This is a genomic window from Streptomyces sp. NPDC001617, assembly GCF_053596855.1.
Genome location: NZ_JBSFHA010000011.1, coordinates 116832 through 136779 on the forward strand (window position 1 = coordinate 116832; position 19948 = coordinate 136779).

General features: G+C 70.5%; 17 protein-coding genes. 10 read left to right on the top strand and 7 right to left on the bottom strand.

What is annotated here, in order from left to right:
• Positions 1 to 5: 5 nt before the first annotated feature.
• Genes ACWC09_RS11640 through ACWC09_RS11650 form a run of 3 tightly spaced genes read left to right on the top strand, consistent with a single transcriptional unit; the run spans position 6 to position 3453 of the window.
• On the top strand, positions 6 to 1577 hold the full coding sequence (locus tag ACWC09_RS11640; RefSeq protein ID WP_450850365.1) for a bifunctional 3-(3-hydroxy-phenyl)propionate/3-hydroxycinnamic acid hydroxylase: 1572 nt from the start codon (positions 6 to 8) through the stop codon (positions 1575 to 1577).
• Between the two features lie 8 nt (positions 1578 to 1585).
• Positions 1586 to 2449, top strand: a complete 864-nt coding sequence (locus ACWC09_RS11645) for an alpha/beta fold hydrolase (protein ID WP_450850327.1) — start codon at positions 1586 to 1588, stop codon at positions 2447 to 2449.
• On the top strand, positions 2446 to 3453 hold the full coding sequence (locus ACWC09_RS11650; protein ID WP_387137018.1) for a VOC family protein: 1008 nt from the start codon (positions 2446 to 2448) through the stop codon (positions 3451 to 3453). The genes ACWC09_RS11645 and ACWC09_RS11650 overlap by 4 nt, the downstream gene beginning before the upstream one ends.
• A gap of 133 nt (positions 3454 to 3586) precedes the next feature.
• Here ACWC09_RS11650 and ACWC09_RS11655 read toward each other — a convergent pair whose 3' ends face one another.
• The 4 genes from ACWC09_RS11655 to ACWC09_RS11670 form a co-directional block, all read right to left on the bottom strand.
• On the bottom strand, positions 3587 to 5140 hold the full coding sequence (locus ACWC09_RS11655) for a UvrD-helicase domain-containing protein (protein WP_450850328.1): 1554 nt from the start codon (positions 5138 to 5140) through the stop codon (positions 3587 to 3589).
• Positions 5137 to 5613, bottom strand: coding sequence for a hypothetical protein (locus ACWC09_RS11660; protein WP_232032766.1), 477 nt, complete (start codon positions 5611 to 5613; stop codon positions 5137 to 5139). Before ACWC09_RS11660 ends, ACWC09_RS11655 begins: the two co-directional genes overlap by 4 nt.
• A 2-nt stretch (positions 5614 to 5615) precedes the next feature.
• Positions 5616 to 6479 (bottom strand): DUF6083 domain-containing protein, encoded by an 864-nt coding sequence (locus tag ACWC09_RS11665; RefSeq protein ID WP_232032765.1) that lies wholly within the window; start codon positions 6477 to 6479, stop codon positions 5616 to 5618.
• A 170-nt stretch (positions 6480 to 6649) separates the two neighbouring features.
• Positions 6650 to 6913 (bottom strand): helix-turn-helix transcriptional regulator, encoded by a 264-nt coding sequence (locus ACWC09_RS11670; protein WP_062032354.1) that lies wholly within the window; start codon positions 6911 to 6913, stop codon positions 6650 to 6652.
• A gap of 351 nt (positions 6914 to 7264) precedes the next feature.
• On the opposite strand from ACWC09_RS11670, the gene ACWC09_RS11675 reads away from it, so the two are divergent.
• From ACWC09_RS11675 to ACWC09_RS11685, 3 genes are all read left to right on the top strand, one after another.
• Positions 7265 to 8152, top strand: coding sequence for a hypothetical protein (locus tag ACWC09_RS11675; RefSeq protein WP_450850329.1), 888 nt, complete (start codon positions 7265 to 7267; stop codon positions 8150 to 8152).
• 203 nt (positions 8153 to 8355) lie between these two features.
• Positions 8356 to 9006, top strand: coding sequence for a hypothetical protein (locus ACWC09_RS11680; protein WP_232032763.1), 651 nt, complete (start codon positions 8356 to 8358; stop codon positions 9004 to 9006).
• Positions 9007 to 9154: 148 nt separating this feature from the next.
• The gene (locus ACWC09_RS11685; protein ID WP_450850330.1) at positions 9155 to 9346 is read left to right on the top strand and encodes a hypothetical protein; all 192 of its coding nucleotides are present in this window, start codon (positions 9155 to 9157) and stop codon (positions 9344 to 9346) included.
• A 94-nt stretch (positions 9347 to 9440) separates the two neighbouring features.
• Here the strand turns inward: ACWC09_RS11685 and tpg are convergent, their stop codons facing one another.
• A complete protein-coding gene (gene tpg / locus ACWC09_RS11690) occupies positions 9441 to 9995 on the bottom strand; it encodes a telomere-protecting terminal protein Tpg (protein ID WP_067258266.1) in 555 nt (184 codons plus the stop codon).
• A gap of 6 nt (positions 9996 to 10001) precedes the next feature.
• On the bottom strand, positions 10002 to 12104 hold the full coding sequence (tap, locus tag ACWC09_RS11695) for a telomere-associated protein Tap (protein ID WP_450850331.1): 2103 nt from the start codon (positions 12102 to 12104) through the stop codon (positions 10002 to 10004).
• A 662-nt stretch (positions 12105 to 12766) separates the two neighbouring features.
• Between tap and ACWC09_RS11700 the strand changes: the two genes are divergently transcribed.
• Positions 12767 to 13159, top strand: coding sequence for a hypothetical protein (locus ACWC09_RS11700; protein WP_450850332.1), 393 nt, complete (start codon positions 12767 to 12769; stop codon positions 13157 to 13159).
• A 69-nt stretch (positions 13160 to 13228) separates the two neighbouring features.
• Here ACWC09_RS11700 and ACWC09_RS11705 read toward each other — a convergent pair whose 3' ends face one another.
• Entirely contained in the window at positions 13229 to 15547 is a 2319-nt protein-coding gene (locus ACWC09_RS11705; protein ID WP_450850333.1) for a Helicase associated domain protein, read from the bottom strand.
• Between the two features lie 235 nt (positions 15548 to 15782).
• On the opposite strand from ACWC09_RS11705, the gene ACWC09_RS11710 reads away from it, so the two are divergent.
• From ACWC09_RS11710 to ACWC09_RS11720, 3 genes are all read left to right on the top strand, one after another.
• A complete protein-coding gene (locus ACWC09_RS11710) occupies positions 15783 to 16793 on the top strand; it encodes a TniQ family protein (RefSeq protein WP_450850334.1) in 1011 nt (336 codons plus the stop codon).
• 190 nt (positions 16794 to 16983) lie between these two features.
• Positions 16984 to 17697 carry a TnsA-like heteromeric transposase endonuclease subunit gene (locus tag ACWC09_RS11715; protein ID WP_159056379.1) on the top strand — a complete coding sequence of 238 codons (714 nt, stop codon included), beginning with the start codon at positions 16984 to 16986 and terminating at the stop codon, positions 17695 to 17697.
• Positions 17694 to 19919 (top strand): transposase, encoded by a 2226-nt coding sequence (locus tag ACWC09_RS11720; protein WP_450850335.1) that lies wholly within the window; start codon positions 17694 to 17696, stop codon positions 19917 to 19919. The genes ACWC09_RS11715 and ACWC09_RS11720 overlap by 4 nt, the downstream gene beginning before the upstream one ends.
• The last annotated feature ends 29 nt before the right edge of the window (positions 19920 to 19948 follow it).

The window sequence follows — 19948 nt, forward strand, 5'->3', positions numbered from 1 at the left end:
CAGACATGACCTACGACGTGGCGGTGATCGGCTACGGCCCCACCGGCGTCACCGCCGCGAACCTGCTGGGGGCGATGGGCCTACGGGTCGTCGTCGTCGAACGCGACGCCGAGATATACACCCGCGCCCGCGCGATCTCGACCGACGAGGAGGTCCTACGGATCTGGCAGCGCACCGGTCTGGCCGACCGACTGAAGCAGGACATGCTGGCCGAGCGGCCCCTGGACTTCGTCGACGCGCGCGGCCGGCCATTCCTCAGCGCGCACCCCACCCCGCGCGGACACGGACACCCGCCGCAGATGTTCATCTACCAGCCGACGCTGGAGCAGGTCCTGCGCGACGGGGTAGCCCGCTACCCGAACGTGGAGGTGCTGCTGCGACACGAGTGTCTGCGGCTGCGCCAGTGCGCAGACGAGGCGGGCGTGGAGCTGACGGTGGTCGGCACCTCCGACGACTCCGTGCACCGCCTTCGCGCCTCGTACGTGATCGCGGCCGACGGCGGCTCCAGCCTCACCCGGGCGCAGCTCAACATCGGCTACGAGGGCCGCACTTACGAGGACCGCTGGGTCGTCATCGACACCGAGATGCTCAAGCCGTGGCCGGACCACGACCGGCTGCGCTTCCGCTGCGACCCCTCGCGGCCTGCCGTGGACTGCCCGACCCCGCTCGGTCATCACCGCTGGGAGTTCCCCATCCTCCCCGGCGACGACGAGCAGTACCTGACCACAGATGACGCGATCTACGCGATGGTGTCGCGGTACGGCATCAGCCGGGACCAGATCAAGATCCTGCGGGCCACCGTCTACAACCACCACGTGCGCTTCGCCGCCCGCTTCCGTATGGGCAGGGTCTTCCTCGCCGGCGACGCCGCCCACGCGATGCCGCCGTGGATCGGCCAGGGCATGGCTGCCGGTGTACGGGACGCGGCCAACCTGTGCTGGAAGCTGGCCGCCGTGCTGCGCGGCGAGCTGCCCGAGACTGCGCTGGACAGTTACGAGGTCGAACGCAAGCCGCACGTCAAGGAGATCACCAGGCGGGCGGTGTTCGTCGGGCGGATCATCACCGAACGGCGCCTCCCGATAACCCGCATCCGGAACACCGCATTGCGCGGCCTCAGCCGCATACCGGGCTTCGGCAACTGGCTCCAGGACTCCCACTGGATACCCATCGCCCACTACGCCGCCGGCCTCCAGGTCCGCCCCCGTACCAAGGCGTCCGGCCACCAGATCCCGCAGCCCTGGGTGACCGGCCCCGACGGTGAACGCGTACGGCTGGACGACGTACTCGGCGGCCGCTGGCTGCTCCTGCACCGCGGGCACCCTGTGCCCCGGCCCGCGTGGGACCGCCTCGGTGTTCCCACGCTCACCGTCACGCCCGTCGGCTCCGAGCCGGCCGAGGGCACGGTCGTCGACCGGGAAGGCGTCCTGCTGCCCTGGATGGCCGAGCACCGCGTGGCCACCCTCGCACTGCGCCCGGACGCCTACGTCTACGCCGCCGCGCTCACCGGCGCCCCACTCCCGCCGCCTCCCGCCGGTTTCGCTCCGGCGTCGCGCGCGACCGCCTCGATCGCTCTGTAAGGACTGTTATGACTACGCACACCGAACTGCCGTCGATGCGGGAGTCCCTGCTCGACGTCGCCGGGAAGAAGATCTTCGTCGCGGAGACCGGGGGCGGCCCGCCCGTACTGCTGCTGCACGGCGGCGGACCCGGCGCCTCCGGAGTCTCCAACTACCAGCGCAACATTGCCGAGTTGGCCAAGGAGTACCGGGTCATCGTCCCCGACCTGCCCGGCTACGGCCGCAGCACCAAGGGCATCGACCTCACCGACCCCTTCGGAAGCCTCGCCGACGCCATCCGCGGCCTGCTCGACGCACTCGGCCTGGACAAGGCCCACATGGTCGGCAACTCCTACGGTGGTGCCTGCGCCCTGCGCCTCGCCCTGGACACCCCCGACCGCGTCGACCGCATGGTCCTGATGGGCCCCGGTGGCATCGGCACCACCCGCGCACTGCCCACCCCGGGCCTCAACAGCCTGCTCAACTACTACTCCGGGGACGGCCCTTCCCGGCCGAAGCTGGAAAAGTTCATCCGCAACTACCTTGTCTTCAACGCCGCCGACGTGCCGGACAGTGTCGTCGACGCGCGCTATCGCGACAGCATCGACCCAGAGGTCGTCGCGGCTCCGCCGCTGAGGCGCCCCAAGTCGCTGCGCGCCTTGTGGAAGATGGACTTCACCCGCGACGCCCGGCTGTCCCGGCTGCACGTACCGACTCTGGTGCTGTGGGGCGCCGCCGACCAGGTGAACCGGTCCAGCGGCGGCCGGATGCTGGCCGAGCGGATGCCCAACTGCGATCTGTACGAGGTCGCCAACACCGGTCACTGGGTCCAGTTCGAACGCGCCGTACTCTTCAACCGGCTGTGCGCCGACTTCCTGGCGGGCCGCCGATGAATCCCACGGCCTCGGTCTTCGGTGCCGTCCACCTCGGCTACCTCGTCATCGAAACCAACCGATTCGCCGACTGGCGCCGCTTCGGCACCGACGCCATCGGCATGCACCGCGACGACCTCGACGCCGGCCTGATGCGGTTCCGCCTCGACGACCAGGAATGCCGCTTCCTGCTCCGGCGCGGCCCGGCCGAGGACGTCGTCGTCACCGGCTGGCACCTCGACGACCACTCGACCTTCGAGCAGATCGAGGCCCGCATCCGCGCCCACGGCGTACCCCTCGTCGAAGGCACTGCGGAGGAGGCTGCTCTGCGGGGCGTCGAGCGCCTGCTGCGGTTCCCCGGCCCCAAGGGCATCACCCAGGAGATCTACACCACCGCGGTGAAGTCCGCCGAGCCGCTACGGATGCTCGCCTCCGGGTTCATCACCGGCGACTCGGGGATGGGCCACATCGCGATCACGTCCACCAAGCCGGCTCAGCTGCGGGGCTACTTCAACACCGTCTTCGACGCCCGGCTGACCGACTCCATCGACGAGACCATCAGCGGCGTCAAACTCAAGATCCGCTTCCTGCGGGTCAACGAACGCCACCACTCCATCGCCATCGCCGCCGTCCGCGGCCTGCCGATCGATCCGGTCCGCACCCGCGTCCAGCACCTCAACATCCAGGCCGCCACCCTCGACGACGTGGCCCGCAGCTACCAGCGGGTGCACGAACTCGGCTTCGACATGGCCCTGTCCATCGGCCAGCACACCAACGACAAGGAACTCTCCTACTACGCCCGCACCCCCTCGGGCTTCGAGTGGGAGGTCGGCTGGAACCCCATCGTCATCGACGAGACCACCTGGCAGCCCACCACCCACCAGGGCATCAGCATCTGGGGCCACACGCCCGTCGGCCAGACCATCATCGACAAGCTCGACCAGTTCCGCCTCGGGGCCCGCTCCCTCGCCCACCCCGAGACGACCGTCCCCGCCCTCAGCGGCGCCGGCATCCCAGAAGACTGATCGCCCGACCGGCCCCCCGCTATGCTTTCCGCGGTCCTGCAACGGAACCGCCGGCCTCCGGGCCCGGCATGGCTGTTCCCCCCTGTCGGACGGATGACCTGGGGTGGTGCCACCGGGTGCCCGAGAGGCACCGTTAGAGACGCTCATGAGAGGTCCGACTACCGCCCGGCCGAGTGCAATGCCCGGCCCCTTGCGGGCGGCAAGTCTGTGGCGTTCCTGAAGAGTCGTGATGTCCGTCCGGATGGTCATGGATCCAGGACAGGCCGCCGAGGTCCAGGCGCTGGCGGGTGCGGGTGACGGCGACGTAGGCCAGGCGGGCTTCGGCGTCATCGATGGGGTCGGGCGGTGCCGGGATGCCCGTGTGATCGTCGGTGGGGTCGTCCTGGGGGCGGGCGAAGTCGTCGGCGATCAGCACACACGGCCATTCGCGCCCTTTAGCTTTGTGGGCGGTGGAAACGGTGACCTGGGCGTGCGGTTCGGGGGCGAGGTGGGCGACGGCGGTGAGGATGGCGTCGGTGCCGTGGGTGTCGACGAGGTTGACCAGGGGCTGCAGGTCGCGTCCGGCTGGGTCGTGCGCGGCGTAGTCCTGCAGGTCGCTCCAGCAGGGAAAGAGGATCAATTCGGGGTGGTGAGTGCGGCGGCCTTCTTTCAGGTCGCGGGCGGCTAGGGCCAGGGCTTGCAGGCTGTCGCCTCCCCCAGCGAGGGCAACCCGGTATCCGGCGGCCATGAGAGTCATGACCTGGGCCATGGCACCGACGTTGGTGCGGCACAGCACGGCGTCGGGCTGGGTTACGGGGCCGAGTTCGGTGGGAATGGTATGGGCGCCGGTGAGCCGGATCGGGGCGTCGGCCAGGTGCAGCCAGCGGTTGGCCTCGTGGGCGAGGTCGGGGCCGAAGCGGAAGGACTGGGACAGGGCCAGTTGGGTGCCGTCGAAGCTGGTCATGATGTCTTTGGCTCCGCGCCACTGGTAGATGGCCTGGGCGGAGTCGCCGACCATGACGAGCTGGGCGTGTTCGCGCTGGGCGAGGAAGATCTGTTCGACGACGGGGTTGGTGTCCTGGGCCTCGTCGAGTAGCAGGAAGCCGGCGTCGATGCGGGGCTGAGTGAGGGCCCAGATCTTTAGGTAGTGGTCGTGGTCGAAGCGGACGGCGCCGTCGTCGGGGTGCTGCAGGTCGGCCCAGGCTTTGCGGGCGAACGGCACGATGTGGGCGGCGAGTTGTGCGTGGAGGTCGGGTTCTTCCAGGCCGCGCAGATGGGGCACGTGGTGGGGGGTGACGGCTTCGTCGGGGGTGTGGCAGAAGCGGGTGACGGTGCGCAGGGTGGCGTTGGAGAGGGCTTTTTGGGTGATCTCGCGGTCGCCGATGCGGAGGGCTTTGGTGATGCCGAGGGCCTGTCCGGTCTGCCAGGCCGGACGACGAGGTGCGTTCAGGCGGCGGGTGTAGCGGTGGCCGACGGCTGCGTAGGCGAGGGCGTGGGCGGTCTTGCACTGCACGGTGGTCGGGAAGCGGGCGCGCGCGTCCTGGGCGATGGCCCGGTTGTAGGCGATGTAGCAGCCGCGGTGGTCGGTTGTGCGGGCCAGGAAGGTGAGGGTGGTGGTCTTCCCGGTGCCGGCACCGGCCTGCAGGGCGATGTGGTCGCCGGCGCGGAAGGCGTCGGCGGCTGCCGTCTGTTCGTCGGTCGGGTTCATGGGGTGGGCCTCTCGGGGAGCCGGGTGAGTACGTGCCCCACTGAGGCCAGCAGGTAGGCGGGGGTGCTGTGGGCCAGCAGCTCGCGTACCGCCCGGTCGAGGCGGTCGGTCTCCTGGTCGGCGTGCTCCGCCAGGGCCCGGTGCAGGGCCAGTTCCACGAAGCGCTCCGGGGTCTGCTGGGTGCGGCGGGCAGCGGCCTCGAGGACAGCGTGCGTGGCGGGTGGGAATGCGACATTGAGCAGCACTTTGTGGTCTGCGTCCGGGTAATGCGTGGTGATCACGTCGATCGGCAGGCGGGCGCCGAGCCGGTGGCGCAGTCGGCGGGCCGCCCGGTGGGGGGTCTTGGCAGGTACGAGGGCCATCAGACGGGTGGCGTCGTGGTTGGCGGCGAGCGGCAGCACGCGGGCGGCGCGGAGCAGGGCCGCCAGGGACAGGGGCCGGGTGAGCACGATTTCCAGGGCGTGATGCGGCATCGTCACCTCCTGCCGTGCCGGCGGGCCGGGGGGTGGGGCAGGCAGGTGTGGATGTGCGCCGCGTGCAGGAGGGGGTCGAAGGGCTGCCATCCGGTCAGGGCGAGGTCGGCGACGCCGCGGGTGGCGGCATGTGCGGGGCAGTGTTGGGTGCGCCAGCGCAGTTGCTCGCCGCAGGGGAGGTGGCCTAGGTCGTAGACGGCCATCAGAGGGTTGGGCAGGGCGAGTTGGCCTCGCTGGGGGTCGGTGGGCAGCAGTCTCCAGGTCCCGGCAGGGCCGGTGGGGGCAAGGACCGGATTCGTGCAGCGGTGGCGGTGGCGGGTCTGAGCCACGCAGCGCAGGCGCTCGACGGGACACTCGGCAAGGTAACGGCACAGCAGCATCTGCACGATGGGGTGGTCCGGTGCGTCGGTGTCGGCACCGGGTGCGCTGCCGCTGGTGCGCAGGGCGGGGGTGAAGGCGCCGGTGTCGATCAGACGGCGGGTGCGGACGGCGAGTTGGCGGCGGACCGTCTCGAGGCAGGGGTGGGGCCGGCAGGTGGGCGTGCGGCGCGGGCAGAGCACGGCGTGCGGGATGCGGCACCAGGCGCTGCCGTCGCCGTGCGGGTGGGCGATGCCGCCGCTCAGGTGCCAGCGGCACGATTCGGGGACCTGGGCGGCGGTCAGTTCGGCGGGGTGCAGGGCGATGGGCCGCTGGTCGGTGCGCGGGTAGAGGTCGATGCGGTTGCCGCAGCGGCGGCAACGGCTGTGCTGGCCGGCGCGCAGCAGGCGGCTGGGGCTGGTGGCGGTCACCCGCAGGGGGCGGGAGTGTCGGGTGACGCTGGGGCTGCCGTCCCAGTGGCGGCCGGCAGGGGTGGGCGTGAGGCACATGGCAGGGACCGTGCCAGGGGACGCGCAGGCGTGAGCAACGTGTCGGGAAGTATGTCCCCCGGCCAGCCCAACGAGCTCGCACGCATGAACGCTGTCGCGAATGGTTGTTCTACGCCTGATTGCCCGATCGGGTGATTCGTGACTGGTGCACGCCGGGACGGAGCGAGGATTCAGGAACCGGCCGTGCCGGGCGGAGTGTGGTCGTCGCACAGGGCGCCCAGGAAGTGCTCGATGGGCACGTCGAAGGTGTGGGCGAGGGTGTGCCACGTGGTGACACTGCCGGTGGTGTGGCCGTGTTCGAGGTCGATGAGGGTGCGCCGGGCCAGACCGCTGCGGTCGGCGAGTTGGTCGAAGGTCCAGCCGCGTTCGGCCCGCAGGCGCGCGAGCACGACGCGCAGTGCGGTGAGGTCGGGGTCGGGCGGCAAGATCGTCACCTGACCATCCGACGGTGCAGACCCCTGCCCCGTCAGTGCGGGTTTCTGCACTTTCGCCAGGGTGAGAGAAGGGCGAAATCCGAGGTGCGGGAATCTGCACTACGGTGCGTGCGTCTCGGGGGCCTGCCACGGTGAGCCCCGCCATGACGCGGACAGACGGGAGGACGACAGCCCATGAGGCTCGGTGGCGCGCATGCCGCAGTGCGGCGCATCTGGACAGTGGAACTGCGTCCGCAAGCGGGCGGCCCCCTGCTTGTCTGCCCCTCCTGCACCGCCCACACCTCTCCCCTTCAGGCGTCCTCCGCACGATCCGTCGCCCTGGCACATCTGGCCTGCCACGCCCGTGCCGACGTGTTGCCGGCATATCTGCGCAGCTGTCAGTGCCGGGCGCAGGGCTGCGCGTGGCATCCGCGCCGCCGCGGGTGCGCCGGGCCGGTGCTGCTCGCCCTCACCGGCGACCGTGGCGGCCGCACCTGGCGGCTGGCCGACACCTGCGCGGCCTGTGCGGCGGCGACCAGCCATACCGCCGTGGTGCCGGACACCCTGCTCAGCTCCCCCCGGCCGCAGCCAGCGGCTCCTCCACGGTCTGCTGCGCGCACCGGACTGGGTACGGAGTTCGACGAGCGGGTGCGCGTGCGGGAGATGCTCACCTACCTCGGCGCCGCGCTGCCCCGTTTCACCTCACCCGCCGCCCGGCTGCTGGGTCTGCAGTGCGCCCTGCGCGCCGACACCCTCGGGCACGTGCGGCTGCCGGCGGGCCTGCTGCGCGGCATGCGCCTGCGCGGGCACTGGGAGTTGTGGCAGGAACTGGCCCACGCCGGCTGGCTGGAGCCGCCGGATGTGAGGTCGCCGCTCATGCAGGTGCGGCTGCTCGATGCCGCGGTCCTGGACCAGGCACCGGGTCGCTGCGCCCGCCGCCGTGCAGCCCACTGGGCGCTGTGCCCTGCCCCGTTGGCCCTGCCGGCCGCGCCGCCTGCCCTGCGGCTGACCGCCCTGGTACTGGCCGCACACATGTGCGCCGGTGCCGCACACAGCGCCGACATGGACGTTCTCGCCCGCCTGTGCGGGCACTCACCGCAGCAGACCGGAGAGCTTCTCGACCGGCTGGTGACCACCCGCACGCTGGGGGCCTGGCAGCACAACCGGGAGACCGACGAGGTGTCCTGGCAACTACCCCAACCCCGTACACGAGCCCGCCCAGCAGTACCGTCCCGCAGATGCCAGGCGCCACTGCCTTGAGGCCGGCCTCGGGCCGAGAAAGGTCGCCTGAGAGGGAACAACCGGCTCCGCCGGTCCGTACCATCACTACGTCAAGGCACGTTGTTGCAGCGGTGGCATCCGTTCTGCGGCACCGTCGGCACTGGCCGCCAGGAACGCTGCCCGGTCAGGAACGGCCCACAGACGCCACCCTCACGGCCGCACACGAGGAAAGGTCAAGCACCATGTCCGAGAGCACGACCAGCACCACCGAACTGACATCGCAGTACATCGCCCGGGTGACCGACGACCTCGAACACAATCTCAAGGAACAGGAACGCGTCGGTGCGGAAATCACGGCCCTGCAAGAGCAGTTGACCGCCCTGCAGCAGGACCACACCGTGCTGGTGAACATGCAGCAGGCGCTCGGCATCAGCAAAGCACCAGCCGAGTCGGCAGTCACGCCCGAGAGCACCGCAGTGCCCTCCCCCCGGCAGAACCCCAGCGCCGAACCGAGCGGCAGGCGGAGGGCGAGGAAGGCCACCGCCGCGCAGGCAAGCCCGGCGGCCAGGAAGCCAGCCGCCAAGAAGCCCGCGGCCAAGACCGCACCTGCTGCCAAGACAACCCAGCCCACCCTGGTAGAACTCATCCGCCGCCACCTCACCGAGCAGAGCGAACCGCGCTCCGCCGCGGAAATCTCCGCCACGCTCGACCAGGCCCATCCCGAACGCGGCATCAAGACCAAGGTCGTACGCGTCACCCTCGAAGGACTCGTGGCCAAGAGCCAGGCTCAGCGCACCAAGCAGGGCTCCTCCGTCTTCTACACCGCGCCCGACGCGCCGGAGCCGACAGTTGCGCCCCAGGCCGAGGAGAAGCCCGAAGGCACCGACAGCTGAAGCTGTGCCAGGCCCTCCAGCGTGACGCACACTTTTCAAGGCTCTCTGCCACTCGGCTCGTCGAGAACGGCTCAGAACATCCCTGCTCACCTGCGAGAACCCGTGCGCAGGCGCCCAACTGAGCCAGCGAGGCGATCAGGGGGAGGCAATGTTCCAGCAGCTCACGGACTTCCGCACAGACGCCGGCCGCCTACGGCCGAGCCTGACCTTCGGCAGTGAGCAGGAGCAGAGGCTCACCCGGTGGAAGCGCCCCCGGAAAAACCGCCTGCAGGGTCGCGGCGACGCCAGGGCCCACGCGCTCCGCGTGGTGCTCGCCCGATACGGGGAGGAACTCCCCTGAGCCGGCCAGCGGGGACGTACCCGGCCGTCTGCCACGCCCAGTTGTCGACCACTCAGGCGCAGATGCCGGGGCGGGCGGAAGGAACACCGCCCTGTCAGTAGTCGACGTCGAGGTAGTCGATGTCGGTGAAGTCGACCAGCAGGCCGTGCGCGCGCCGTCCGCGGTCCTTGAAGTAGATCTCCTGGAGGCCTTCGGCCACGATGTCCTGGAGCTGTTGCTCGGCGGCTCCGGCGGCATGTGCGTCGAAGAGCCGTGCGGCGTAGGCCGGGGGCAGGCCTTGGGTGATGGGCCGCAGCCGCGGGTCGTCGGTGGTGCCTGGGGCTGCGGTGAATCCGAAGCGTGCCCGGGTGTCGATGACGATGCCGCCGGTCGTGGCGGCCTGTTTTTTTGCCCTCTCGCGCACGCGGGGCTGCCACCGCTTGCGGACCTCGTCGGCGAGCCGGTCCGCGAGGTCGCGGCGGGGCTGCTTGAGCTGTCCGGTGAGGTAGCGCTCGACGGTGCGCTGGGTGACGCCGAGCAGGTCTGCTGCGGCCTTGGTGCCCTTGGTCTGCTTGACCAGGTATTGCATCTGCTTCTGGGCCGACTTCGGCAGGGGGCGGGTGAAGTGTGCGGCGTCGGCCTTGTCGAGGCTGTCGGTGAGGATGCCCATCGGTGCCTACTCCCCCTCGTCCTGGCCGGAGACGGTGCCGGTCTTGATGTGCCGGGCGATGTTCACGTCCGGGCCGTGCTCCTCGAGCAGGCCCTCGGCCCACAGCACGCTCTGGGTGCCCTCGTGTTTGACCATCCCGGGTGAGACGCCGAGCCGGAAGCCTCCGGGCAGCGGCTTGCCGTCCCGGTAGGGCAGGAAGTCGAGCGGGCTGGGGCCGTCGGAGGCGTAGACGGCGCAGTCGGAGAGGATCGCGACCGGATACAGGCCGGCGTGGTGGGCGAGCTTGAGCATCTTGCGGTGCATGTTGGTGCGGGCGCTGGCGATGACGGCGGCGCGGATGTCGGGGCGCCAGGTCGGGCGGGCGAGGGCGGGCCACGCCTCGCCCGGCCGCCAGCCGCCGCTGCGGGCCCGCTCGCGCAGTTTGCCGATACCGCCCTTGACGGTGGCCTTGATGGCGCTGAGCACTGCGGCAAGGACGGGATCGGTGTGCTGGTGGGTGGCCATCGCGGCGAGGAACTGTTCCTCGGGCATGCCCGGGGTGATGCCGAGATCGGCCATGGTGGCGATGTAGGCGTCGCGCAGCCGGGTGTACCAGGCGTCCAGGTAGGGGCCGTGCTCGTAGCGCAGGTAGGCCTCGATAGGGGTGACCGGGTAGCCGAGTTCGACGGCGTAGGCGACGGTGGGGGTCGCGTACCAGGCCGGGCCCTGGGGCGGCTCGCCGTGCGGGGTGAATGGGCTGGGCAGTCGCTCGTCGAGACGGATGTGGGAGAGGTCGACCAGCCAGGAGCCGGGCAGTTTCGCGTCGAAGACCGGGCGGTGGACGTGGACGGGGGCGGACAGGCCGACGGTCAGCCTGTTGGCGGCCGCGGCGAAGGCCATGTTGACGTCGATGCCGACGACGTTGGGCTTCATGCATTCCTCGTCGGTCAGCGGCCTCGCCCACTGGTAGGCCTCTTCGTCCAGCACCTGGTCGGGGGTGCGCTGGTGGAAGCGGGGATACAGGGCGGCGACGGCCGGATGCCCGTCGGGGGCCTCGGGCGGGGCGCACTCCACCGGTTCACTCAGTGAGCCGGGCATCGGGCCGGACACCCACTTGCCGGTGGCGGGGTCCTTCACCGCGCGGGTGGGCGGGCGCAGTGCGGTCATCAGTTCCAGTCCGGTGACGGCGGTGGAGCCGCACGGGGTGAGCACGCGGCTGGCGTAGGTACCCAGCAGGCGGGCGAGTTCGGCCGGCGGCAGCTGGTCGGCCGTGCCCCACGATCGGGTGTCGAGGGCACCCCAGGGGACGACGGCGAACTGCACGCACTGGCGGCGCGCGCCGTCGGCCGTGCGGTAGACCCGCGCCCACGGGCCGAAGCCCCGCTTCGTCAGCTTCCACCAAGACGTGGTGAGTTGCTTGATTGCCGGGTGGTCGTCGGGCAGGCGCAGGCCACGCCGGTCCTCCAACACGGTCGGCAGACCAAGGCGTTGAACGGCAGAGGCGGTCAGCACGATCAGCGGGTCAGTGTCCTTGCCCGAGCGGTGCAGGCGCGCAGCACCCAACTTCGCCTCGCCCAGCGCCCAGTCGACGAGTGCCGGAAGGTCGGTCAGCGGGCAGTCGAGCACCAGGCCGTCCGCGCAGTAGGCCGCGCCGTCGCCGTCCACGACGGCGAGCGGTCCGTGGGCGAAGCGCGCGTCCGCTGCAGGCGTGGCCGCTGTCTTCCTGGCCACCGGCGGGCGCGCGCTCACCGCCCGGACCGGGGTCGCCGGGCTTGCCGCGGGCAGGACGGGCGATGTGGGCGCATGCGGCTGCGAGATGGCGGATGGGCGGGTACGAGGTTCTAGCACCGAGTCGGAGGGCGGCTGGGGAGCGGGGAAGCGGTCAGCGAGGCCGTCGAGGAGACGGATGTAGGCGGCCCGCGCGGGAGGGCGCGGGTCGGTACGGCCTGCCTCCCAGCCGGTCACCGTCTCGCGTCGCACATCCAGCGCCTTCGCGACCTGGTCCTGGCTCAGGCCTGCGGCCTCGCGCAGCCGTTTGCGTTCGGCGGGGGCCGGCAGGGCATCGGGGGCCGCCGCCTGTTCCAGCAGGGCATCGACCGATGCGAAGAGCCCGTTCTGCTCATCAGACACGAGAGTCACCTCCACCCCCCAACCCTACATGGAACACACATCGGATCGCACGCCAAACACACATTGACTGTGTGGAGTTGGGGGACGGCGCACCGACGTCCGGACACTTCGTGGCTTCCTCTCGACGAAGCCTGAGCAGTCATCGGCGAGGTTTCATCGCCATGGCCAGTGGCGGGCGAAGCTCTCCTGTCATGACCGGCACGCCCCCGTCGCGGGCGCGGCACGGTCGCTGCCGCCAGCCTTTCGGACCACGCTGCAGCCGCGATCATCGCCACAGCATCGGCGGCACGCCCGGCGGTTCCGCTGCGGCTGCGGACTCTTTACCGGTGGCAGTGGCCGCCATCGGCGGGACCGGCACCAGTCCCAGTCCGGGACCTGCCGAAGCAGACGGTGGGCGGTGCGCTCGCTGACGTAGAGGGTGGCCGGGACAGCCCGCGCGACGTTCTCCTTCCTCGCCCGGGCCATCTCCTGCACGCGCATCGCCGTCCTCAGCCACTCGACGCGCTGGGCGCCTTCCGGGCCACCAACGTCCTACGGCCCGGGGTTGGTCCATCGCGACGCCAGCCCGGCATAGCGGGAAGCCCTCTCGTCTTGCGAGGGGAGGCATCCCCACGGGGTGTGCCGCAGGCCTGGTCCCCGGCGGAGTGCAGGACGATGGCGGGATGGACGAACAGAGCGCGGTGGCACCGGTGCAGATCCCTGCCCGCGCCCATGCGGTGGGGCCGGGCTGGCAGGAGCTCCTGATCCGCCTGCAACCCCAGTTGTGCACGCTTGACCCCGGTTATGTGCTCACCGGCCTCAAGGAGAAGCTCGGCGGGTTGCGGGTTCAGGTGGAGGCAGAGGGGGCCGACCGTTCCTCGCTGCGTGACGCGGTGGCTGCGGCAGAGGCGGAGTCGGTGCGTACCTGCGAGTTCTGCGGCGCACCCGGCGGCGTCCGTACCCGCAACGATGTGCCGGGAGGCTGGCGCATGACCGTGTGCGACACCTGCCACGGTGCGTGGTCCGCCCACGACCTCATGATCATTCATGGTGCTGTGCGTGATCGACGCGGATGAAGCGGGCGTAGCCACCCATGCGTTACCGCGCCCCCAACGGGTGCCCGGTTTGCCTGGGGGGCGACTGGTTTATGCCAGCGTTCGCGTCCATCGCATGTCGAGTGCTTCGAGAGCGTCGAGCTGTTCGCGGGTCAGACGGTAGGGCCGCAGACGTTTGTCAGAGATCCATTCCCCGAGGCGGAAGGAGCTGCCGCGGTCCCAGACGACCTGGTCGTAGGGGACGTTGAGGTGCTGATGAGCGCGCCAGTAGGCGTGGGCGTGGCGCAGGCCATGGGCGAAGGCGCGTTCGCTCTGGCTACGAGGCGGACGCAGCAGCAGGGCGAGCGGGTGGTGGAGCGGCAGGGCACCGAGGAGGTTGTGCTGAGCGGAGCTGAGGCTGGGCAGGACTTGGAGTTGCTTGTCGAGCCAATGCTCCAGCGGTCGGTCGTCGCTGTCGGGGGCGAGGTCGGGAAATGTCAGTTCGCCGCGGCGGGCGGCTGCGAGAGCGCGTGCGTAGATGCGCCGCCAGTGGCCGTGCCTGTCCCAGCCGGCGTTCCACCAGGGGTTGATCTCGGTGAGGGCCCGCTGGTAGCAGTAGGGCAGTTGCCCCCGGCGGGCCTTGTTGCGGCATGTGTTGATCCAGCGGCCGAAGTCCATGCCCCGGAAGCGTTCCCCGGGGACGGGCGCCAGGTGGCCGTGCTGGGCGTGGTAGGCGCGGGCGATGTCCAGCCGGTGCTCGATGCTGGTGCGGGGGTGTTCCCAGATCATGCCCAGCGCGTCGAGGGCTTCGATGCGTTCGGGTTTGAGGCTGTGGTTCATGCGCAGGGAGCGCTGGTTGCCCAGCCACCAGCCGAGATAGAAGCGGTCGGGGCCGCAGTAGCTGCTGGGGACCTTCAGGTGGCCGTGTTGTTCGCGGTAGCGCCGTGCGCTTTCGAGGCCGAGTTCCCAGATGCTGTTGTGGGGGTCTTCGGCGTACAGGCTGAGCAGGGGGATGAGTTCGTCGGCGCGTTCGGGGCGGGCCACCGGGTGCAGGGGGTCGGTGGGCTTTGGGTGGCGGAGGTAGAAGACGCGGTGGAAGACGTGCTCGTCGTAGAGCTTGAGGGCGGACAGGACCTGTTGCAGCAGGTAGAAGCGGGTGCCTTTCGCGGCGTCGGCGAGGTCCTGGCCGGGGGCCTTGTAGACGGGGATGATGATGTGGGCGACTTTGGTCTGGCCGGGCAGCGGGCGCAGGGCCCGGCCGACGGCCTGGACGATCTGGTAGGTGCTGGTCTTGGGGCTGGTGAACAGGACGGAGTCGATGGCGGGGACGTCGACGCCTTCGGCGAAGATCATGCAGTTGGTCAGGACAGCCCGCAGTGGCTTTTTGTCGCTGGAGGTCAGGGATGCTTGTTTGAAGGCGCTGACCTGGGTGAGCCTCTCGTAGCGGCTCTGTTCGCAGTTGACGGTGCCGACCTGGAGCGGGCCCTGCATCCGCTTGGGCATCAGGGCAGCTGTCTCGGGGAGGGTTTCCGCGAAGACCTCGGCGGCTTTGATCCGAGGGGAGAAGACTAGGACGCGTCGTAGGTCGTAGTCGTGCATGGCGCGCAGCAGGGCGACCTCAGCGGCCGCCATGCGTAGGCCTTCGGAGTCGGCGGCGAGCATCGGATTGCGGTTGAGGATGGCGCGCAGGTCGGCGTCTTCCACCTCGATGGCGACGATACGGTAGTCGGCCAGCAGCCCCTGGTCGATGGCGTCGGCCAGGGAGAGGCGGAAGACGACCGGCCCGTAGAGGTTCAGGTCGTCCATCGACGCGACTTCGATGTTGACTGGGAGGTCCTGGCCCGGGCTGGACTCGAAGTTGCGGGGGGTTGCGGTGACGAAGAGCCGGTGGTGGGCGAAGATCTGCTGGCTGTTCAGCAGCAGCGCCCAGGGTTTGGCGAGGTTGCCGGCCGTGCGGTGGGCCTCGTCGCAGACGAGCACGTCCCAGGGCGGCATGTGGAACAGCCGGTGGGCGTCGGCGATCTTTCGCAGCGAGTGGTAGGTCGCGAAGACGCTGACCGGGCCGTCGGCCTGGGAGATCTCTGCGGCGAGTGCGGCGGGGGTGGTGACGGCAGTCAGGATGCCGCGCAGAGCCGGGTCCTTGGGCAGGTCCGGATCTCCGCTGAGGGCGAGGTATCGGCCGGGGCGGCCTTCTTTGTGCCACTCGCGCGCGGTCTGCTCGAGCAGTTCCAGCGTGGGCACGACGTTCACGGAGGTGCCTGTGGGCGCCATGTGGTGCACGACGTTGAGGGCGATGAAGGTCTTGCCGCTGCCGCACGGGGAGTCGATGCGGCAGCGGGGCGCGCCGAGGAGGAATTCGGTGACGCAGTTGTCGACCGCCTGCTGCTGGAACGGGCGCAGTGGGGTGCGCAACCGGAGTAACTCGGCCATAGCCGTGCTCCTTTCGGGTTTTTGAGGCAGTCAGGACTCCCTTCGAGGGTGGAAGGGGGGCCTGCCGTCCTGCAGTGCGCAGACGCCCGCACTTCACTCGAACGGGTGACGGGGACTTGCGGCCGTGCGCGGTCGGGACTGTGATGCGGAGGTTTCGTTGCGCGCAGGGTCCGGCCGGGCGGCATGCGGCCGGTCTGCGGCGCGTGCGGTCCTGGTGGGTGGCGTGGGAGGTGTGATGGCAGAAAGGGCGGGCGTATGGGGACCGCGCCTGCGGCTGCGGGTCCCGGTGCCGCGGCTGGTCGGCGAGTCGACCGGCTCGTTCGTCAATCGCCTGGCGCACGCCCACGAGTTGGAGCTCGGGGATCTTTTGGACCGGGTGGGTACGGGCCGCCAACCGGTCAGTCCGCGTCTGCCGGCCCTGGCGGAGCTGTATGTCAACCGGGCGGCACTGGATCATCTGGCGGTGTTGTCCGGCCGGGCGCCGCACCGGTTGCAGTTGGCCCTGACCAACCTCCAGGACCGTTTTCTGCTGCCGGGAGATGATCCTGCGCGCTGGCAGTGGCCGTTCGAGGTGCGGGAGGGGCATGTGGTGCGTTGCTGCGACCTGTGCGCCCTTGCCCGGGGCGTGGGTGAGGCGGCGTGGCTGGTGTGGCCGGACCAGTGGCGGGTGTGCCTGCGTCACCGGCGATTCACGGACGACCACCGCGGCCAGGACCCGCACGTGGTGCGGCTGGAGGGGCTGCCGGAGGTGGTGCGTGCGCACGCCGATCGGTTGCGGCTGGAGGGGCGCTTCGGTGCGGCGGGAGCGGAGCTGTTCGCCGACGGCTTCCAGGTGGTGGCGCGCTGGTGGGAGCGTATGCCGGACGTGTGGAGCTGGACGCAGCGGGCCTGGAGGGTGGGCCTGGAGGCGCGGGAGCTGCGCACCGGCCCACTGGTGATCTATCCGGAGGCCGTCCAGCTGGCGCGGGAGATGCTGCGCTACGAGCAGCGCGGCGAGCGCACGCATGCGGCGCGGGCGGTGTGGGTGGGGGAAGTGCAGCAGCTGATGGCCGGCTGGGGGCTGGGGGACGTGGACGGCTGGGACGAGCTGGTGCAGTGGCTGGATCACCACGCTCAGCCCGCTGCGGCCCCGTTCGCCGACGGCGCCGGTGGAGCCCGTCGGCGCCGTCGGCGGGTGCTGGCCGTGGGGCACAGCCGACTCGCCGAGTCGTCCGGCTCGTTGCGCGAGCGCTCCTGCATGGTGTGAGAACTGACCTTCGTGAAGGGCGAGTTGATCCGAAGCGAGAGCTGGGGGTTCGTCAAGCAGGCATCACCCGTTCGAGTGATGTCCGCTTCGGTGCGCTGACCACTGCGGGCGGGAGACGGCCAGGCTGGCGCCACGGCCTGGCCTGGTTCGGGGCGCCGACTCCGGCCGGGAGACGCGGAGGGAGGCTCCGGTGCGTGAGGTGAAAGCGTGGCATCTCGACGACGACGGCCGCTTGGTGTGTGTCGCACCCGAGGCGCTGTGGGGGGTGGCGCTGGAGGAGCGCCAGCCGCCCACGGACCCGGTCGCCTACCACGGCCGGCAGGGCAAGCTCACCGACTGGTGGTCGGCGACGACGGGCGCGCTGGTGGTGTGCGGGTCCAAGCGGCGCACCTATGTGGCCACCGAGCTGGACTTCGATCCCGCCATCAGCCGGTTCGCCGGGGAGCCGGTCGAACTGCACTGGGAGCAGGGCCGCATCCGGCACCGGTGGCGGCCGGACTTCATCGCCCTGACCCGCGACCAGCAGCGGCAGGCCGTGGTGCTAGCCCCGCACCGGATGGGCCCGCAGTGGCGCGAACGCCTGGCCGCCCTGCGTGAGGTTGCCGCTCAGGCCGGCTGGGACGTGTGCGTGCGAGCGGTGCCGCACGGGGTGCGGCGGGAGAATCTGCTGCTGGTGGCGGACTTCCGGCAGCCTGCTGTCTGCGATCAGGCGCATGAGCGGGCTCTGCTGGCCGCGTTTCGGCGGCCGCGCCCGCTGCAGGAGGGCGTCGCGGCGAGCGGCGTGCCCGAGTTCCTCGGCTTCGACCATGTGTACCGGTTGATCTGGCGCCGTCTTCTGGACATCGACTGGGGTCGGCCGCTGCTGCCCTTCTCCCCGGTCTGGGCGGCGAGGGGGCGGCGATGACGGGCAAGGTGTCGGGCTGGTTCGAGACCGACCGGGTCTGCCTGGGGGATATGGTCCGCTGGCGCGGTGGCGTGTGGGAGGTCAGCGCCTTCAAGGGGCGGCAGATCACCCTGCGGCCGCAGTCGGGTGATGTCGCGCCGGTGGACACGCTGTGGCGGGAGGTGGAAGGCGCCCCGGACTTCGCTGTCCTCGACCAGAACGGGCAGGACGTGGCCCGCAGGCATCTGCCCGCGCTGGGTGAGCTGCTGGAGGCCGCCACCCCCACAGAGCGGGAGAAGGCACTGTGGTGGCACGAGCACATGAAGGAACTCCAGACCGGTCTGCGGCCCGGCTGCACGACGGCACGTCCCGGCTACGACCCGGACACCACAACGTTCAAGCAGCGCTGCCAGGCCAAGTCGGCTGAACTCGCAGCCGCGGGCATCGAGTTCAGCTGGCGGGCGCTGGATGACCGGCGCCGCGCCTGGAAGGCCGCCGACGAGAATCCGCTGGTGCTGCTGTACGACGGCCGCAGGACCCGCACCCCCGACCCGGGCGGCCGCACCGACAAGCGGGTCATCACGCTGATGCACGAGGTCACCGCCCGCCACGCCCGCGAGTCCGGCGGACGGGTCAACCGCGTGTACGAGGACGTGGAAACCCTCATCCATCAGCGCTACCGCCGGGAGCTGGAGGATCCCCGGGAGGCGGAGCGGCTGCTGCTGCCCCGCTCGACGTTCTACACCCGGATGCAGGAGCTCGGGCTGACCGAGCAGCTCAAGAAGACCACGCGCTGGCGCTCACGCCAGGACAGCAAGCCGCAGCGCCCGTACACGCCGTCGGTGGCGCTGCGGCCGGGTCAGCTAGTGCAGATCGACACCTCCCCGCTGAAGATCAAGTTGATCGGGGACGACGGCCGTGCCGTCTCGGCCGAGCTGACCGCCGCGATCGATGTCGCCTCCCGCTCCTGCATGGCCCTCATGATCGTTCCTACGGTGACCGGGGAGGGGCCGCCCGGCAGGCGTATCGGCGGCCGCGCCACCAAGGCGTTCGATCTAGTGCTGCTGCTGGCGCAGTGCTTCGCCCCGCTGCCCATGCGGCCCGGCTGGGACCCGCTCACCGCCGCCCGCAACTCGGCCCTGCCTTACGGCCAGCTGTGTGCGGCCGACGCCCGCTTCGCCGAGGCCGTCGCGGCCCGCCCGGTCATCCACCCGCGGACCATCGTCATCGACCAGGGCAGCCCGTATCTGAGCGATCACTTCAAGATGGTGTGCAGCTTCCTGGGCATCAGCATCGAATACGCGCGCAAGGACACGCCCACCGACAAGCCGCTGGCCGAGGCCTTCTTCCACGGCTTCGCTGACACCTTCGCCCAGTACGTGAAGGGGTGGACGGGCCGCAGCTTCGAGCAGCGCGGCTACGGCATCGAACGCCAGCGCCTGTTCAGCATCAACCAGATGCAGGCGGCGGCCGAGGAATGGGTGGCGCTCGACTACCAGCAGCAGCCGCACGAGGGGCTGCGCAGCCCTCTGTATCCGGGGATGGTGCTGTCCCCGAACCAGATGTACGACCTGCTGGTGGCGAGCTACGGCTATCGGCCGAGGCAGCTGACGGCCGAGGACAACCGGAAGCTGCTGGTGCCGGCGTGGGTGACGGTCACCGACAAGGGCGTCCAGATCGACAACCGCACCTACCGGTCCCTTGATGGGCGGCTGCGGGGTATGGAGGGTCTCGACTCCGGGCTCGCGCACAAGAACGGCCGGTGGGAGGCCCGCTACAACCCCTACTACCCCGACGTTGCCTGGCTGTATGACCATCGGCTGAGCGGCAGGTGGATCCCGGTGGAGTTCCTCTACCGGCATATGCTGGCCGACCTGCCGTGGACGCACTATCACTGGCAGGACGCCGCCGAGGAATGGGCGCTGGGCGGAGGCAGCCGCGAGGCCGAGGTAGCTATCACCCTGGCTGTGAAGGAACGCCACCGCCGCACCCGCCGCGGGCCGACCGCCCGGCAGGCGGCCGAGCCCCGCCTGCCGTTCCGCGGCGTGATCCGCCCCGAGACCGTCGACGCCTCCGACTCCGCAGCGCCGGCCACGCCAGTAAACCCCGACACCGTTCCGGCCGCCCCCTCGCTGCCCATACCGGCCCGGGACGTCTCCAACGGCCGCTACACCCTGCCCTCATTTGCCCCGGCCGACTCCGAGGACGACCCGCCGCCTGCCGGCACCGCTGCGCCCGCATGAACCCGCGTCCCGCTTCACCCACCGAGGAG

What these genes read in the sequence shown, in the direction of transcription:
- ACWC09_RS11640 (WP_450850365.1), top strand. Translation starts at nt 6, where the DNA reads ATGACCTACGACGTGGCGGTGATCGGCTACGGCCCCACCGGCGTCACC.
- ACWC09_RS11645 (WP_450850327.1), top strand. Translation starts at nt 1,586, where the DNA reads ATGACTACGCACACCGAACTGCCGTCGATGCGGGAGTCCCTGCTCGAC.
- ACWC09_RS11650 (WP_387137018.1), top strand. Translation starts at nt 2,446, where the DNA reads ATGAATCCCACGGCCTCGGTCTTCGGTGCCGTCCACCTCGGCTACCTC.
- ACWC09_RS11655 (WP_450850328.1), bottom strand. Translation starts at nt 5,140, where the DNA reads ATGAACCCGACCGACGAACAGACGGCAGCCGCCGACGCCTTCCGCGCC.
- ACWC09_RS11660 (WP_232032766.1), bottom strand. Translation starts at nt 5,613, where the DNA reads ATGCCGCATCACGCCCTGGAAATCGTGCTCACCCGGCCCCTGTCCCTG.
- ACWC09_RS11665 (WP_232032765.1), bottom strand. Translation starts at nt 6,479, where the DNA reads ATGTGCCTCACGCCCACCCCTGCCGGCCGCCACTGGGACGGCAGCCCC.
- ACWC09_RS11680 (WP_232032763.1), top strand. Translation starts at nt 8,356, where the DNA reads ATGTCCGAGAGCACGACCAGCACCACCGAACTGACATCGCAGTACATC.
- ACWC09_RS11685 (WP_450850330.1), top strand. Translation starts at nt 9,155, where the DNA reads ATGTTCCAGCAGCTCACGGACTTCCGCACAGACGCCGGCCGCCTACGG.
- tpg (WP_067258266.1), bottom strand. Translation starts at nt 9,995, where the DNA reads ATGGGCATCCTCACCGACAGCCTCGACAAGGCCGACGCCGCACACTTC.
- ACWC09_RS11700 (WP_450850332.1), top strand. Translation starts at nt 12,767, where the DNA reads ATGGACGAACAGAGCGCGGTGGCACCGGTGCAGATCCCTGCCCGCGCC.
- ACWC09_RS11705 (WP_450850333.1), bottom strand. Translation starts at nt 15,547, where the DNA reads ATGGCCGAGTTACTCCGGTTGCGCACCCCACTGCGCCCGTTCCAGCAG.
- ACWC09_RS11710 (WP_450850334.1), top strand. Translation starts at nt 15,783, where the DNA reads ATGGCAGAAAGGGCGGGCGTATGGGGACCGCGCCTGCGGCTGCGGGTC.
- ACWC09_RS11720 (WP_450850335.1), top strand. Translation starts at nt 17,694, where the DNA reads ATGACGGGCAAGGTGTCGGGCTGGTTCGAGACCGACCGGGTCTGCCTG.